The organism is Marinomonas sp. UCMA 3892 (assembly GCF_012726345.1).
Lineage (GTDB): Bacteria > Pseudomonadota > Gammaproteobacteria > Pseudomonadales > Marinomonadaceae > Marinomonas.
In genome coordinates, this window is sequence record NZ_PTXN01000008.1 from 158,305 (window position 1) to 174,295 (window position 15,991).

Annotated in this window: 15 protein-coding genes; 6 read left to right on the plus strand and 9 right to left on the minus strand. The window is 43.1% G+C overall.

Annotation, left to right across the window (positions count from 1 at the left end):
* Nucleotides 1-57 precede the first annotated feature (57 nt).
* Nucleotides 58-1,419 (minus strand): alpha/beta fold hydrolase, encoded by a 1,362-nt coding sequence (locus tag B6N13_RS12895; RefSeq protein ID WP_169459562.1) that lies wholly within the window; start codon nucleotides 1,417-1,419, stop codon nucleotides 58-60.
* Between the two features lie 278 nt (nucleotides 1,420-1,697).
* On the opposite strand from B6N13_RS12895, the gene B6N13_RS12900 reads away from it, so the two are divergent.
* A complete protein-coding gene (locus B6N13_RS12900) occupies nucleotides 1,698-2,255 on the plus strand; it encodes a CBS domain-containing protein (RefSeq protein WP_012070160.1) in 558 nt (185 codons plus the stop codon).
* Nucleotides 2,256-2,416: 161 nt separating this feature from the next.
* Here the strand turns inward: B6N13_RS12900 and B6N13_RS12905 are convergent, their stop codons facing one another.
* From B6N13_RS12905 to B6N13_RS12930, 6 genes are all read right to left on the minus strand, one after another.
* Complete coding sequence (locus B6N13_RS12905) at nucleotides 2,417-3,163, minus strand: AAA family ATPase (RefSeq protein ID WP_048814021.1); 747 nt, start codon at nucleotides 3,161-3,163, stop codon at nucleotides 2,417-2,419.
* A gap of 98 nt (nucleotides 3,164-3,261) precedes the next feature.
* Nucleotides 3,262-4,653 (minus strand): NAD-dependent succinate-semialdehyde dehydrogenase, encoded by a 1,392-nt coding sequence (locus B6N13_RS12910; RefSeq protein ID WP_169459563.1) that lies wholly within the window; start codon nucleotides 4,651-4,653, stop codon nucleotides 3,262-3,264.
* 12 nt (nucleotides 4,654-4,665) lie between these two features.
* Nucleotides 4,666-5,967 (minus strand): ectoine hydrolase, encoded by a 1,302-nt coding sequence (gene doeA, locus B6N13_RS12915; protein ID WP_169459564.1) that lies wholly within the window; start codon nucleotides 5,965-5,967, stop codon nucleotides 4,666-4,668.
* A complete protein-coding gene (locus B6N13_RS12920; RefSeq protein ID WP_012070156.1) occupies nucleotides 5,964-7,223 on the minus strand; it encodes an aspartate aminotransferase family protein in 1,260 nt (419 codons plus the stop codon). The genes doeA and B6N13_RS12920 overlap by 4 nt, the downstream gene beginning before the upstream one ends.
* A gap of 55 nt (nucleotides 7,224-7,278) precedes the next feature.
* Nucleotides 7,279-8,463, minus strand: a complete 1,185-nt coding sequence (gene doeB2, locus B6N13_RS12925; RefSeq protein ID WP_169459565.1) for a N(2)-acetyl-L-2,4-diaminobutanoate deacetylase DoeB2 — start codon at nucleotides 8,461-8,463, stop codon at nucleotides 7,279-7,281.
* A 526-nt stretch (nucleotides 8,464-8,989) separates the two neighbouring features.
* Nucleotides 8,990-9,676, minus strand: a complete 687-nt coding sequence (locus B6N13_RS12930; protein WP_211172859.1) for a DUF4336 domain-containing protein — start codon at nucleotides 9,674-9,676, stop codon at nucleotides 8,990-8,992.
* A 373-nt stretch (nucleotides 9,677-10,049) separates the two neighbouring features.
* On the opposite strand from B6N13_RS12930, the gene B6N13_RS12935 reads away from it, so the two are divergent.
* From B6N13_RS12935 to B6N13_RS12955, 5 genes are all read left to right on the plus strand, one after another.
* Nucleotides 10,050-10,964: a LysR substrate-binding domain-containing protein gene (locus tag B6N13_RS12935; protein ID WP_012070153.1), complete on the plus strand. Its 915-nt coding sequence runs from the start codon at nucleotides 10,050-10,052 to the stop codon at nucleotides 10,962-10,964.
* Between the two features lie 147 nt (nucleotides 10,965-11,111).
* Nucleotides 11,112-12,146 (plus strand): TRAP transporter substrate-binding protein DctP, encoded by a 1,035-nt coding sequence (gene dctP / locus B6N13_RS12940; protein ID WP_169459566.1) that lies wholly within the window; start codon nucleotides 11,112-11,114, stop codon nucleotides 12,144-12,146.
* A 44-nt stretch (nucleotides 12,147-12,190) separates the two neighbouring features.
* Entirely contained in the window at nucleotides 12,191-12,676 is a 486-nt protein-coding gene (locus B6N13_RS12945) for a TRAP transporter small permease (protein ID WP_169459567.1), read from the plus strand.
* Nucleotides 12,670-13,947: a TRAP transporter large permease gene (locus B6N13_RS12950; protein ID WP_012070150.1), complete on the plus strand. Its 1,278-nt coding sequence runs from the start codon at nucleotides 12,670-12,672 to the stop codon at nucleotides 13,945-13,947. Before B6N13_RS12945 ends, B6N13_RS12950 begins: the two co-directional genes overlap by 7 nt.
* 1 nt (nucleotide 13,948) lies before the next feature.
* A complete protein-coding gene (locus B6N13_RS12955; protein WP_012070149.1) occupies nucleotides 13,949-14,704 on the plus strand; it encodes a M15 family metallopeptidase in 756 nt (251 codons plus the stop codon).
* A gap of 148 nt (nucleotides 14,705-14,852) precedes the next feature.
* On the opposite strand, the gene B6N13_RS12960 is transcribed toward B6N13_RS12955, so the two are convergent.
* Both B6N13_RS12960 and B6N13_RS12965 read right to left on the minus strand, forming a co-directional pair.
* Nucleotides 14,853-15,332 carry an acyl-CoA thioesterase gene (locus B6N13_RS12960; protein ID WP_012070148.1) on the minus strand — a complete coding sequence of 160 codons (480 nt, stop codon included), beginning with the start codon at nucleotides 15,330-15,332 and terminating at the stop codon, nucleotides 14,853-14,855.
* A 243-nt stretch (nucleotides 15,333-15,575) separates the two neighbouring features.
* The gene (locus B6N13_RS12965) at nucleotides 15,576-15,926 is read right to left on the minus strand and encodes a hypothetical protein (RefSeq protein WP_169459568.1); all 351 of its coding nucleotides are present in this window, start codon (nucleotides 15,924-15,926) and stop codon (nucleotides 15,576-15,578) included.
* Nucleotides 15,927-15,991: the final 65 nt, after the last annotated feature.

The window sequence follows — 15,991 nt, forward strand, 5'->3', positions numbered from 1 at the left end:
ATCTTATCGGTTTGTCGCTTAAACAATGCGGAAAAATTGCATAACATTGTGATTGTCTTATTTTGAGTTTTTTAAAGGACCGCCTTGGTCTAACAATAATTCACGTAATTTGCAGAACACTTCTGGCGACTGACGAACGCCATCGTGTTCGTAGCTATTAGTCAGCCAAACTTGCGTGTTGGCAACTTGCTTCGCCGTTTTTAGTGACAGCTCACGTGGCACGTACATATCGTTGTGATACACCGCGGCTACGACGGGGACTTTGTTTTTGGCAAGTTTTTCAAGGTCATAAAGTGGCGCGTAGTCCTTGTAAGTTGCTAGGGCATTCGCGGCCTCAGCAAAAGGGCGCAGTGAAGAAATTTGATCAAACATCCACGGGTAGATCATTTCGCCAGTTAACATCAAAGGCGAGTGTGACGCGTCAAATTTACTAAACTGATCTCGCAGCTGGTGTGCGGCCCAGCTAGTGCTTTCATTAGGTCGACCATAAATGCTTTCATGGATGACTGCAAAAAGTGGACCTTCGTGATAGCTGGTTATGTTCATGACTTGCTCTAAAAATACATCGCTAAGTCGAGTTTTGTCACTGCCAGCAAAGGCTTCATCTACTAACCAATGGACCTGATCAATACCTGGACCCATTCCCAAAAGAATGCCGATACTTTGGAAACGTTCTAGAGTAAGTTGGTCACCATCAGGTAAAAGTACTTTGTCGTTTTTTAGGCATTGTGCGATCTTCGCCATGACCTTGGCGTCTTCTGGATAATGAGCATAATAGTCTTGGTTCTTCTCGATCACGCGCTGATAAGTTAGCTGATAAACCTCTTGTGCCGATTCCTCTAAACCTGCCAATCCGCCCGTGACATAGCACGCTGCTAGACCTTCAGGGGCTTGGGATAAATAAGTCAGAGTGATAAAGCCACCGTAGCTTTGTCCCAAAGTTTCAAATAAACGGCCGCCATATACCGTTTTACGTAAGTGTTCGCAGTCGGCCACAATGCTATCGGCGCGAAATTTAAGCAGGTAATCTCGGCCTTCTTCGGCAGACAATTTACTGATCAGATTGGTGTCGATACGGCTGCTACGACCCGTGCCACGTTGATCGATTAAAATAACGCGGTGCGTTTTCAAGGCTTCCGCCATCCATGACGGCGAACCTGGCATGGGGCGAGGGGACTTGCCACCAGGACCACCCTGTAAAAACAGTAACAAAGGCAGCTCTTCATTGGCGCGGTTTACGTCAACCACTTCACGAGCAAACAGCGTAATCATCGAACTGTTGTCAGGGGTCTTATTAAGGCTTTTGTTAGAACTCCTGTTAAAGCTCTTGTTAAAGGAGACCCAATCCAACGGAACCTCTAGTTCGTGATTGGTAATAAGCATTCCTTTCATTTTGTACTGTTGGCTGACCGTGTTCATATTTCCTCGTTATCTTGGCATAGCGATTTAAATTGTTTGCCACTTTAGCATCGGCTGACATGGAAGTTCGAATATTTTTATTTATCAGTCTTGATTATTAAGGTGTTTTTGCTTTTGCTGAAAAACGACGCAGAATCTGTTGTAGCGTTGTTCTCTAACCTTGAAATTGTTATTTTTAGTAGCAATCTATTACTCTAAGCAAAATGATTAGATATGCTTATGGATAGACACGGTCCATATTAGATTTACGATAAGATAGCGCTACGGAGTGCCTTTATATGAAAATACTAGATTTTTACCCTACAACAGAAATAGATGAATTGGCTTGGCCTGAAGAAAACTACGACTTAACAATTGATTCTTCTGCATTGCTATTTTTCACAGATTTTAAAAACAACAAACCTTTGGTCGTTGAATCCACAATACCTGTTCTCACTGCCAAAGAGCTGATGCAGAAAGAACACGTACGTTTAAAATTTGTTATCGATGAAAAGAAGCATTTTATTGGTGTGGTCAGTTCTGACGATATCATCGAGCGCAAAATCGTACAGAAAGTATCTGAAGGCTTGGAGCGATCTGAAATTGTCGTAGCTGATTTGATGACGGCTAAAAAGAACCTAAAAGCATTGGATTGGCAGGATATTTCTAAAGCCACCATTTCTGATGTAATTACCGCGCTTAAAAACAACGGTGAACGTCACTGTTTGGTTCTTGATCGTGAAAATCATGAGATTCGTGGTATTTTCTCTGCCAGTGATATTTCTCGTAGATTGCGCCTAAATATCGATATCCAAGAAAAAACCAGCTTCTCTAAAGTATTTACCGCAACACTTTAATATCCCAAAAAGACATTTTTTTGATTGTCTGAATTTTTCATAGCTCTTATTGCCGACTATTCATAGGCAATAAGAGCTATTTGGTTTCATACCGTTCATTTAATCAAGCTTTTGATAGCATCTTCAACACCATTTACATACAAAGCCATGCTGTCTCCTTCCTATGAAAACAATTCTCTCAACATTGGCTCAGGGTTATTTAAGAAGGCTTTGGTAACTCCGTAATGTTCGGTGTCTTCGTATTTGACTGGGTAAATGCCTGTTTTATCGATTTGATAAATTTTCGCTCCAGGATACGCCATAAGAATCGGTGAATGTGTTGCTATGATGAATTGAGATTGATTGTTTATCAGTTGATGCATTCGACTCAATACCGCCAGTTGCCTTGTCGGTGAAAGCGCCGCCTCTGGCTCGTCAAGGAGATAAAGCCCGTTTCCGCCAAAGCGTTTCAACATAAGTGCTAGAAAAGATTCACCATGGGATTGATGATGCAGCGATTTTCCGCCATAGCTGTCTTTAATAAATGGTGCTGGTGAGGGGTCTTCATCTAATTCATCAATATTAGTGGCAACGTTATAGAAGCTTTCTGCCCGTAGGAAAAAGCCGTCTCGGTAGCGTTTAAAGGATTTCGAAAGGCGTAGGTAGCTGTGCAGGTCCGAATGAGTACTGCGTGTACCGAAGTTGAAGTTTTTGGTGCCGCCTTCTGCGTTGAAGCCCATACTTACCGCAATGGCTTCGAGTAAGGTGGATTTGCCACTGCCGTTTTCTCCAACAAAAATAGTCACAGCTTTATCGAACTCAATAAAATCCAGTTCCTTTACCGCTGGGATAGAGAAAGGATAAACGTCAAAAGAGTCGATTAAATCCCGTTTAAGTTCGATGGTTTTCAAATATGGTAGCGGTTCCATGCTCATTACTCTTGTTGCTTTTTTAAGGGTTGTTCACATACAAAAAGAGCCTCATGGGAGGCTCTTTTGATGAGTTTTAACATAATAGCAATATAGCGCTAAGCAATCCAAATCTGTTGTACGTTGACAAATTCGCGTATGCCCTGTGGGCCAAGTTCACGACCATAGCCGGATTTGCCAATCCCGCCTGATGGCAACCTTGGGTCACTTTTGACGATGCCGTTGACAGCAATTTGCCCAGATTCCAGTGTCTCAATGGCTCGATCGATGGCCACTTGGTTACTGGTCCAAATGCTGGCGCCTAAGCCGTATTCGGTATCGTTTGCTAGCCCCAGTGCTTGATCAATAGTATCAATCGGCGTCACGCTGAGTACTGGGCCAAAGGTTTCTTCTTCAAAGACTGTCATGCCGGGTTTTACGTCGACCAATAAAGTCGGCGGATAAAAGAAGCCCGAGCGAGATGGCAAATCGCCGCCTGTTAAACAGCGCGCACCGGCGTCGATGCTTTCTGATACTTGGCGATGCAGTTGATCTCGTAAGTCTTCCCTCGCCAATGGCCCGAGATTATTACTTTCGTCTCTTGGATCGCCGCATTTTAACTTGCTGAAACGTTCTCGTAGCGCTTCACAAACTTGGCTATAAATGGATTTTTCGATGAATAAGCGTTTTACTGCAATACAAGATTGCCCTGCGTTGATCATGCGCGACAGGGTAATTATATCGAGCGCTTTTTCCAAATCCGCATCGGCCATCAGAATACAAGGATCAGAACCACCCAGTTCTAATACAGCAGGTTTTAATCCTGCTGCGGCTTGCGAGGCAATGAATTGTCCTGCTTTGCTAGAACCAGTAAAAGATACGGCTTTGACTTTTGGGTGATCGATCATTTTACTCGCCACCGAATTTGCTACCGCTAAGTTAGCAACCACGTTTTCTGGAACGCCTGCTTGATAAAAGCATTCGACTAATTTCTTTGCCGTGGCAGGCACATTGGGATCAGCTTTTAGAACACAAGTGTTACCCGCCATTAAGGCTGGTGCCAGAAAGCGCAATGCCAACCAAACAGGCGCGTTCCAAGGCAAGATACCTAGAACCGTTCCAAGAGGAGGGTATTGCACATAGCTGTGGCTGGCGTCCGATTCTAACGTTTCAGGAGTCAGGAATGCTTCGCCATTGTCGGCGTAATATTCTGCGCACCATGCGCTTTTCTCAACCTCGGCAACGCCTTCTTTAACTGGTTTGCCCATCTCCAGAGCCATTAAATCGGCCAGCTCACCTTTGTTTTCTCGTAATTTTGCGGCTACGGCTTTTAATATGGCTGCGCGTTTTGGGTAACTTGTGGCTTTCCACCCAGTAAAGCCCGCTGCCACCTTATCGATGGTGGAACGTGCTTCGTCTAACGTCAAGGCTTCACAAGAAGGTAAGGCTTGTCCCGTCGTCGGGTTAATGCTTTCAAGCGTTGTGTTTTCTAATTTGGCTGCTGTTAACATGGTCACCTCCTATTAGCTGGCCGCTTTTTCGGCTTGCTTGGTGTTCGATTTGGTTTTCTTGGCTTCCTCTTTAACAGACAAGGTGTCGGACTCTTTAACAGGTACGCTGCCGGACAGCTCAATGGCTCTTCTTTCCTGAGGTTCGGTCATAGCGGATTTCACTGTAAAATCTCGATCCATGCTAAAGAAAGAACGGCAACCATCTTCGGTGATCTCGATGGTGTCCGAAATGCCGCAGGTTTTATCGCCTTCAATGCCCCACATCCATGGAATCATATGAAAGGTCATGCCCGGTTTTAACACCGCAGAATTACCTTGTTTTAAGCTGATGATATAGCCTTCATCCCAGCTTGGCGGGAAGGCGATACCAATAGAATAACCAGAGCGTGTAATCAAACTGGCGCCCACTTGGTTGTCCATAATGATATTTCGCACCATGTTATCCACGTCCGACACTGTCATTCCAGGCTGTACCACTCGATGAATTTCATTGAGCGCACGCTTCATTATTTCTTGGGATTGATACATGGCATCAGACAGTTCACCCAGAATAACGGTGCGCATCATGGCCGTATGGTAACGACGATAACAACCGCCTACTTCTAGAAAGACATGTTCGTCGGGCAGAACGGTACGACCTTCGAATGTCGCGTGACCAATCATGGTTCTTGGGCCAGAGGTGACGTACGGCATGACGGCGGGCGTTTCACCGCCAGCGCGGAACATGGCGGCGGCGATTTCCGCTCCTATTTCATTTTCGGTGATTCCGGGGCGGCACACTTCAATACCTGCTTTCATACCGGCTTCGGTGGCGAGTGCCGCACGACGCATGACCATGATTTCTTCTTGAGACTTGCAGATCCGACCTTCTTCCACAATGCCGAAGCAGTCCATCAGTTTAGCGTTTTTCAATGTGGTATGAATGCAATCCTGCTGATAAGCAGGGAAGAAATAACTATTGCGTTCATAACCAATGCGTTTGTCAGCTAAACCAAACTCACGTAGCGCATCCACCAGCATTTGAATCGCATCACCCGTGTCTGGATAGGGGCGGGTTAATTCCACCCATGTTCGAGCAAATATATTGGATTCTTCCAACGCTCGCGTGATCATGAATGGCTCTTTTTCGAGTGGAATCACTAACGCTTGAAAGAATGAATAACCCGTCGTTTGGTAATCCGTTAAGTACGTTATGTTTTCTGGGTCTGTGACCACGACGGCATCCAGTCGGCGTTCGGCAATGCGAGCGCGCAATTCACCCAAGCGACGCTGATACTCAGCGAAAGTAAATGTCATATCATCGCGTTCAATCATGCGGCTTCCTCCATTACAAAACGTACGGCGTCTTTCAAAATATCCAAGCCTTCTGCAAGGTCTGCTTCTGGGATGGTCAATGGTGGAATAATCTTCAGTACTCGACCGCCACTACCGCATGCTCCCAGCATCAAGCCATTTTTGAAGCAGCGTTGTACCACTTTAGCGGCTATGTCGCCGCAGCCCATGTCTAGGCCAAGAATCAAGCCTTTGCCACGCAGTTCTTTAGCGCTGTTTTCGCTAACTAGCGGCTCTAATGTATTGCGCACCGTTTTTACTTTTTCCATGACTTCGTTCATCAATTTGTCATTGTCAAAGTAGCTTAAGGCGACTTCGCCTGCGACGAAGGATAAATTTTGTCCACGGAAGGTGCCTGTGTGCTCGCCTGGTGACCAATGCTTATCCAAATCTGGATGAACCAGATTCATTGCCATTGGCGTCCCCGCGCCGCCAATGCCTTTGGCTAAGGTAATAATGTCTGGGTTAATTCCCATGTCATCAAAGCTGAAATACGACCCAGTACGACCGCAGCCCACTTGGATGTCATCGACGATTAGTACAGAACCAAACTCTTTGGCGAGCTTTTCCAATTTTTGCATCCATTCTTTGCTGGCGACGTTAACGCCGCCTTCCGCTTGGATAGTTTCGACCATAAAAGCTGCTGGTGGCTTGATGCCACTGGATGGATCACGATACTGACTCGCCAATGCATCTAATGCCGCAAGAGAAGCTGCTTGATCGTGTTCCTGATCGAATAACTCATGACTGACATGCAGCAAAGGCACGCCAGAAGCTTGACGGAAATACTCGTTGGCCGTTGCTGCCAAAGCGCCTAACGTCATGCCGTGAAAGCCTTGGCTAAAGGCGACAATGTTGTGACGGCCTGTGGCGTTACGTGCCAGCTTCATAGCCGCTTCGACGGCGTTAGTGCCAGTAGGTCCCATGAATTGCATGCGATGAGGCATGTTTCGAGGTTTTAAAATCACATCCGTAAATTTCTGCATAAAATTGGCTTTGGCTTCAGTTTGCATGTCTAAGCTGTGCAGAACGCCATCTTTTTGCATGTAATCGATCATGGCTTCTTTCATGTAGGGATTATTGTGCCCAAAGTTCAGCACCCCAGCCCCCGCGAAGAAATCAATGTATTCCTTGCCGTTCTCATCCGTTTGGCGAGCGTTTTTTGCCGTAACAAAAACCGTTGGGTACGTGCGAGCGTATGCTCGAATGTTGGATTCTCGTTGTTCGAAAATAGTCATAACGTCTCCTATCAACCCTATTACTAGAGGTTGTTGGTTAGTGTTTTTTGGGTTGTTACTGTTGTAGTGAGTGCTTGGGTAGTGATTGATCGGCAAGGCCTGCGAGTTGGCAAAACCAACGGCAGACATCGGCAATCAATCGATCATTGAAATCGTAATGTGGGCTGTGGCAAGCCACGTTGTGACCCTCGCCGTCATCACTGCCTATCAGAGCAAAAGCACCGGGAATAGCTTGTAGGTAATAGCTGAAATCTTCCGACGCCATGATGGGCAAGGCTTGTCCATGATTAAGAGTTTGTTCGCCATAAAGCGATTGCCAAACCTCGCGAGCATGAATTGCTTGATCTTTATGATTGATGGTTGCTTGATAGCGCATGTCGTGTTCTACAACGCATTCCACGCCATAAGCCGCCGCAGTTTGCGTGGCGACATCGGTAATATGTTGGTTGATGAGTTGGCGAGTTGCTTCATCAGGTACACGAATGCTGCCGCTTAACGTCGCTGTTTCTGGAATCACCGTTGGCGCGGTTCCGCCGTGTATTTGCGTGACGCTGATCACCGCAGTAGCTTGTGGTGCAATGCGTCGACTGATAATTTGCTGTAACGCCACATTTACCGCGCTCGCGGCTAACAATGGATCGGCGCATAGTTCTGGTTGGCTGGCGTGACCGCCGCGACCTTTGAATGCCATGCTGAAGGTACCATTGCCGCACATCACAATATCGTTTGGACAAGCAATCGTGCCATATGGAAGAGCAGGCCAGTTGTGCCAACCGTAAATTGCGCCGACGTTTTCCAAAGCTCCGTCTTTGATCATTTCGCGGGCACCATGAAAGCCTTCTTCGGCAGGCTGGAAAATCAACACCACAGGCTGAGGAAGTTCTGCTTCAAACTGTTTTAACCAACGTGCTGTTGCTAGCAGAGTGGCTGTATGTCCATCATGACCACAAGCGTGCATGCAGCCTTGGTTTAGTGATTGCCATGCTTTGCCTGTCTGCTCGTCAATCGGCAAGGCATCCATATCACCGCGCAAGGCAATCGCATTACCTTTGGCTGCTTTGTTCAGCCATGCGATGGTGCCAGTATCGGCACAGGTGCGCCATGGAATATCCATCGCATCAAGTTGGCTGCGAACCAATGCCGCTGTGTTTTTTTCTTGCCAACTAAGCTCGGGATGAGCATGCAATTGCTTACGTATGTTTTCCGCATAGATAATATTTTCTTGCCATAGATCCTGCATAATGACTCCCTGAACATTATCAAAATAAAGTCTGAATATTTTGAAGAACTTCATACAGTAGTAATTAATTAATAGCGGGGTTGCAAGTAGTCAAAATTAAAACAGCTGCGAGAATGAGCGTAAATAAATTAAAATATGATCCAAAAGAACCAAAAAAAACGCTCAAAACAAATAGATAGGAAAATAGGAGAAAACTTCAAAAAAATATGAAAATTCACATTTCAAACAAGAAAATAAACGTTTTTAAGAGGCACCAAAAATGCACGTATTGCTCTTATTTTGGGCGTTTAGCGGTGTAAGTATATATAGCTTTAAGTTGTCACATCTAATGATTAGTTATATAAATTTTTTATTATTTAAATTTAGAGGTCTAATTACTTTTTAGTTATTTATTTGTTCTCAAAGTTTTTTATCGTTTAGGTTTTTTGATTTAAAAAATAGGTTGGATATTTTTATTGTTGGCTAAATGGACTGGCTGAAAATGTTCTGGCGCTATATAAAAACATAGCGCCAAAAATAATGAGGATTACTGTAACCAATGAAAGGATTTTTTTAAAAAACTGACGGCGTTTTTTTGAATCCATTCTCCATGGGCAAGAATAATTTTGTCTGGCTGCCAATTTATCATGGTTTGTAGGCAGTCTCTCGCTGCTTCTTTTCGTCCTATAAAAGTCATCCGCCAAATTTTGCCATTTGGGCTTATGATGCCAGTCATTTGTGCTAGCAGCTTCTTAATGCCTTTGAAGTGATCAGGGTGAAAGTTTTCAATTAAATCTGTCACGATTAGGGTCTTCGATTCTCTGTGGAAAAAAATCACCTCTTCCATGACCTTACTGCCTTTGAAAATCAATTGCTCTATTTGTTCTTGCCACTCAGGTTCAGGTGCATCTTTCAATGCTCTATCAAAGTGTAAGTCTGGGCGCTTTTCTTCTAAACCTGGGGGAGCGTAGGACTTCGCTTCAGGGTATTGTTGCATCCACTCTTGCATGAACAAGTGATGAATTTTATTCGGTGAGACAAGATAAGATACCTTGCCCAGAGCGTTCACGTCGCTGATTAGCTCGTCACTGATTTTTGCTGGTGAATGAATCCATATCTCCCCAGAATTTAAGCGAATGACGGTCATTCTAGTGGTGTAGGGCATGGTGTACCAAGAAACAGTAGCACCATCATGGATCCAAATATTGTCTCCGATTTGTTGTAGCATTTTCATGATTATCCTTAGCAAAACAAGTAGTAGATGAGTAACTCATTGTTTCCAAGCAGGATAAAAATAACACATGAATATTGTGTTAAATAGATTAAGGTCTTAAAAATAGGTTGAACTTTGATCTGCCTCCAGAAAACGCACAGTTTTCGGATATAGATGAAAAGCTTGAAGTGATGAGCAGTGGCCATTGTTTAGGCTATTTTTTGCAGAAAGGTGAGGTTGCAAATAGGGCTTTTTTCATCTCGGCGTGGCTCAAAGAAAGGAAGATTTCAAAGGTTGCTTGAAAAATGGGCTTCTGAAGCTGCTATTTTTATCGCATATTTGTTGGAAGTTAGGCTAAGGTAGATTCGTCTTTTTATCTTTTCTCAGGTGACTTATGCATAAACTCCCGCCTCGTGCGTTGGAATACCTTAATGCTATTGCTCGGTATAAAACATTACGAAAGGCTGCCGCTAGGCTGAATGTTGATCCATCTGCTGTAAGTCGTTTGTTGTCACAGTTAGAGGAAAGTTTGCTATTACCTATCTGGGACAGAACGAATAATCGCAATCCAATTACACCAGCAGGAGAGGAATTACTTCAGTACTATCGAAAAATGTCTGCCAGTGAGCAGGCAACTTTATCGAGAATCGATGACTTACTGAACCTACGAACTGGCGAAGTCCGTATTGCGGTAGGTGAGGGGATTTTAGGTGATCTTATTTCATCTTCATTGCAGTCATTTTTGGAAAAGCATAAAGGGATTCAACTTTCGGTAGAAATGGCTGGAGCACAGGATGCAGTACAGTTACTGCAGGAGGAACATATTGATTTTGCGTTAACCTATGCGTCGGTGAATAACCCTAAATTATATTGTCATTTAGAAACCAGCCATCCTCTTGAATTAATAGTACCGCCGGGGCATGCTCTAACCAAGCAAGAAAAACCTGTTACTTTCCATTCTGTTGCCGAGTATCCTTTTGCGTTGCTTGATAAATCTACTGGTATGGGGCGTTTGGTCACACTTGCAGAAGAACTAAATCATTTAAAATTAACACCGCGTTTGCGAACCAACTCAGTTGCGGCGTTGAAGAATTTTGTGATGTCGGGCCTTGGTATTACTTTTATGCCGTTGTTAACAGTACGTGAAGAAATTAAACAAGGAAAAATCGTCGTTATTCCTATGGAAAGTAATATTTTTTCCCAAGCAAAAGTTCAGGTTTTAAGCATAGAGAGCAGAGAGCTAACGCTGGCTGCTCAGGCTTTATTGAATCATCTTAGCGAAACAATGGAATTCTTAGCTCTTAAATAGTGTGATAGATTTTGTTTTGCCTTACGTGTTGACTTAATTGCAACGCTTTGATGCTTGTGATGTCAACAGCTCAAGTTTAAGTTGGTTGTGTGGATAATAAAATGATAGAAAACACACATGACTTTACCATCATAAAGGAACTCAAAAATGACAGTTATCAATCAAGTATTAGGTAAAACTCGTTTGTTTAAAGCAATGGCATTGGGAGCGGCGATTTCATCCATGTCGTTTGCCGTCCAAGCTCAAACAATCAACCTAAGTTATAACGGTGCGGCTGATGTAGATAAGAATGCCGTGCATTTATTTGCGACGAATCTGCAAAAATTAGTCGATCAGAAAACCAATGGTGAGCTGACTTTAAAGCTTTATCCAAATAGCATGTTGGGTGAAGAGGAAGAGCGCATGGAGCAGGTATTAAATACGCCAAGTCTAAATGTTGCTTCTTTTGGTGGTGTTTCTCCTTTATTTCCTGAAATTTTTGTCAGTGCAATTCCTTTTCTATTCAGTGATTTTGATCAAGCCCGCCAGTTTTTTGATGAAGGTAATTACTGGAAAGCAGTGCAGAGCGAGTTTTATAAGCGCACTGGTGGACACCTAATGGCTGTAGTGGAAGAGGGTGGTTTTCTTGCCTTTACCAATAACAAACACCCAATTAAATCTCCGAAAGATTTTGAAGGTCTTCGTTATCGTGCCATGGATAAAAGTCAGGTTGCTCTTTACAACGCATTTGGTGCGTCTGGTACACCAATCCCTTGGACAGAAGTTTATCTTGCACTAAAAACAGGTGTCGCTGATGGTCAGATGAATCCGCCTATGTACATTATTTTAGGCAGTTTATTTGAGGTGCAAAAATACGCAACTTTGGCAAATATCCAATATTCAGACCAGTTCTTAGTAGGTAATGATGAATTGCTAAAAAGCTTATCAGCTAAAGACAAAGCGGCTTTGCTAGAGGCTGTGAAAGAGGCTAATGACATCAACAGAAAAGCGGTACAAAGTCAGGTTGAGTCTCGTATTGCTTTCTTGGAAGAGAAAGGGATGGAAGTATATCGCCCTACAGCTGCAGAGTTAGAAGAGTTTCGTACAGTAGGTCAGCCTTCTTACTTTCAGTGGTTAGAAGAGGAAGGTATTGATCAAAAATGGGTAGATTTAGCATTAAAAGATGTAGGTTTTAAAAAGTAAATCCCATTTAGTTCGGCGCCTTCGGGCGCCGTTACGAGGCAATTATGACTCTGAATACTATACGTGCATCAGCGTATCGCTTGTTGTTGCTTATATCTGCATCCATTCTCGCTATGAATGTATTGCTTATTTTGTATAGCGTATTTACTCGCTATATTTTAAATCATTCGCCTATTTGGTCGGATGAACTTTCTCGGTATGGAATCATTGCCAGTGTCATGTTGGCGATGTCTTGCGCTTATGTAGACTCACGGCACATGAGAGTCTCTTTTGTCGAACAAAATGTCGGTCGTACTGCTCGTCAGTTGATTCGTATGTATCAATGGTTAGTCGTGTTGTGCGTCTCATTATTTTTTACTTACGTAAGTGCACGTTACTCAATATCCATGGGTAAATTTGCCAGTATGAGTCTTGGCGTGAGTAAATCGATTCCTTTGTTATCTGTGCCTATTGGCTTTGGTGCACTGTTTCTGATGGTATTTATACAAGGACCATTCCCGCAGAATCAAGAGAGGAATGAAGTATGTTGATTGCTATCGTTGTTACCTTTTTAGTGAACATATTATTAGGCGTGCCATTATTCATTTGTCTTTTATTGGCATCATTAATCGGCTTTTATTTTGTCGATTTTTCGTTAGCTTATCGCATGGTTCCACAACAGTTTTTTGGCGGTATTAATTCCTTTGCTTTAATGGCTATTCCGCTCTTTATTTTTGCCGGTAACCTGATGAACTCCTCAGGATTGACGTCACAGTTGATTCGTTTAGCGAACTCATTGGTCGGACATCTACGTGGTGGCTTGGGTTACGTTAATGTGGTCTCTAGCGTGTTTTTTGCCGGTGTGAATGGTTCAGCCGTGGCAGATACCTCTGCTCTTGGGTCGTTGCTGGTTCCCGCGATGAAAAAAGAAGGCTATTCAACTAGCTATGCAGCAGGTTTAACCGCAGCCAGTTCTTTGATTGGACCTATTATTCCACCCAGTATTTTCATGATTCTTTATGCGTCTTTGACTAATACATCAGTGGGTGATTTGTTTCTTGCAGGCGTCATTCCAGGTCTATTGCTTGGCGGTGCATTTATCGTTATGAATTATCTGTATGCCAGAAAAGCGGGTTTACAAAGTCAAACAGAAAGATCCAGCTTTAAAGGCGTTTTACAGGCTTTTTGGTATTCGGCTCCAGCCTTAATTGCGCCTTTTATCATTGTCTCTAGTATTGTTTTTGGTTTTGTTACGCCTACAGAGTCAGGTGCTTTAATTGTTGCTTACGCTTTGTTGCTGGGTTTGTTGAATCGTAGCTTATCCTTTACCAAGCTTCGTGAAGCTCTGGTTGATACTGCTATTCTGACTGGCACCATCTTTGTCATTATCGCAGCGTCGTCTGTGGTTAGTTGGTTATTGGCTTACGCTCAATTACCTTCACAGCTCGCTGTATATCTGGAGCCTTTTAAAAATAATCCGACGGTTGTGCTTTTGATTCTTAGCCTGATTACTTTTTTTATCGGTATGTTGATGGAAGAAGTATCTGCGCTGATGTTACTTACGCCGGTATTTTTTCCAGTGGCGATTGCCTCAGGTGTTGATCCTGTGCATCTTGGTGTGGTTATCACCATAAATATCACTATTGCATTGATAACACCGCCAATGGGAGCATGTGTTTTTGTGGCTGCTGCGGTGAGTAAAATTGAGATTACTGAGATGTTTAAAAGTATTTGGCCGTTTGTGATGGTGGCCGTTTTTGCTCAGATCTTTGTTATTTGCTTTCCAAGCTTAACCTTACTACTACCGAGTATTTTTAATTGATATGAGCAGTTACAGACTACAAAATCAGATTCCTCCGTCAAATGATTTTTCTTGGGATAATTACAGGCAAATTAGCATTGAAGATAACGGGGAAGTATTGATACCGTTGAGTACATCGAACCGGTTAGTGACTTATCCTTTTTACGCAAAAATGGGTATCGCCAATGCCATTCCCGAGTGTTTTGTGCGGGAAAGTGTGTTTGATAAATTACACCAAGTAACTAGGCTTATGCCTTCTGGCATCAGATTAGTGGTGCTAGATGGTTGGCGTCCTTTTTCGGTACAACAATATTTGTTTGATACTTTAATTAACATCTTGAAAAAGTCGTTTCCGAATCATGCTGAAAGTTATTTGCATGAAAAGGCAAAAAGTCTGGTTTCACCACCAAGTACCGATGTTAAAGCTCCCAGTCCACATCTTACTGGCGGATCGGTTGATGTGACCTTATGTGACGATATGGGGCGTTTTTTAGATATGGGTACTCACTTCGACGAAGCTAGTCAGTATTCATGGACCGACGCGCTTGAAGCGCCTAGTTGGAATAATAAAACGCCACAGGAAAATCGCCGAATTCTTTATAACGCAATGATCGAAGTAGGTTTTACTAACTTGCCTAGCGAGTGGTGGCACTATGATTTTGGAAATCAGCTGTGGGCGTATCGCACTGAAAGTAAGAAGGCGATCTATGGTGTTACTCGACCAAGAGACATCCTTAAGCAATGGGAAAGTGAAATCATAGACAATGGTTTTATATAGTTTTCTGTTGGCTATTCGGATACAGACTAAAAACTAAGTTGCCCTAGATAATATGGTTTATCTAGGGCAATCATTTTCATTAAACAGCTTCTGATCAATCTCCACTCTCACTAGGCGTGTCTGCTATCCAATACGATGTTTCTTATTGTTAGTTTAGTTGTTTTTTAGCCTCGAGCCTGGCCGTTACTGTCTTAATGACTTCATCAGGTGGAATGGTTCCAGTTTTACTAATGATACAGCCTTGGGATGTGCCTTCCGCCATGACTCTATCGCCCACCCAAAAAGTATGCACCATGAAGAATCGCTTATCATCCCATCCTGTAATTTCCATAGTGACCTGATATTTTTGGAATGGTTTTAGAGAGCGTTTGTATTTCATTGTGTGCTCGGCAATGACGGGAAACCAACCTTCTTTTTGCATGGTTCTCGCCAAGCCAGTACGAATAAACATATCGACTCTAGATAAGTCACAAATGGTCAAATAGCGACCATTATTCATATGCAAATTGATGTCTAAATCGTTAGGAAGCACACGTAATGTTAGGGTGTTTTTAGGATGCACAATTGGCAATCTTGGTTTGAATTTTGAGGCGATCAATAGCATGATCATGCGAAAAATTAAGCTCATCCTGAGTTCCTTTTTTGTATTTATTAGCAAACCGACTGGGTAAGTCTTTACCGTATGCTAATGGCTTTTTTTCTTAACACCAGTACAAAAAGAGCCAATAACAGTAACAAATTAGTTTTCTATCATGGGTGGTAGTACAGAGGTAAACCAAGAGAGGCAACACATTCAAGCGCCTTCACGCGAACATTGTCTTTTTTAATTAATTGAATGACTCTATTCATTTTTGTATTTCATCTTTCGGGTTTATCGAACCGCTGATTCATTAATATACCAAGTGTCATTTTTTCGGTGGATACCAATGACGATAAGAGCTTCGCGTTTCTCGTAAATACCTTTCCACACAAAGCGAAAGCAACCGTCATGATCGTCTTCACGATAGCCTTGTAAAGCGCCAAAATACTCGTAACCCACGTTTCGACCATTTCTGGCTTGCATGTGTTTGATGTCATGCTCAAAACGCTCTGGATAGAAATCGACAAGATCTTTTTCTTCGTAATGCTTAACAAACAACTCATAGTTACCCGTGTCATCTGCTTTCAGCATTTCCTTAAGGAATTGTTCCGCGATGGCTCTTTCATTTTTGAGTTCAGGCATAGTTGTTTGCTTATGAATTTGTCGTGAAGTTTTAACGAGTCTAACTGTTGTCGGGTCTATTTACG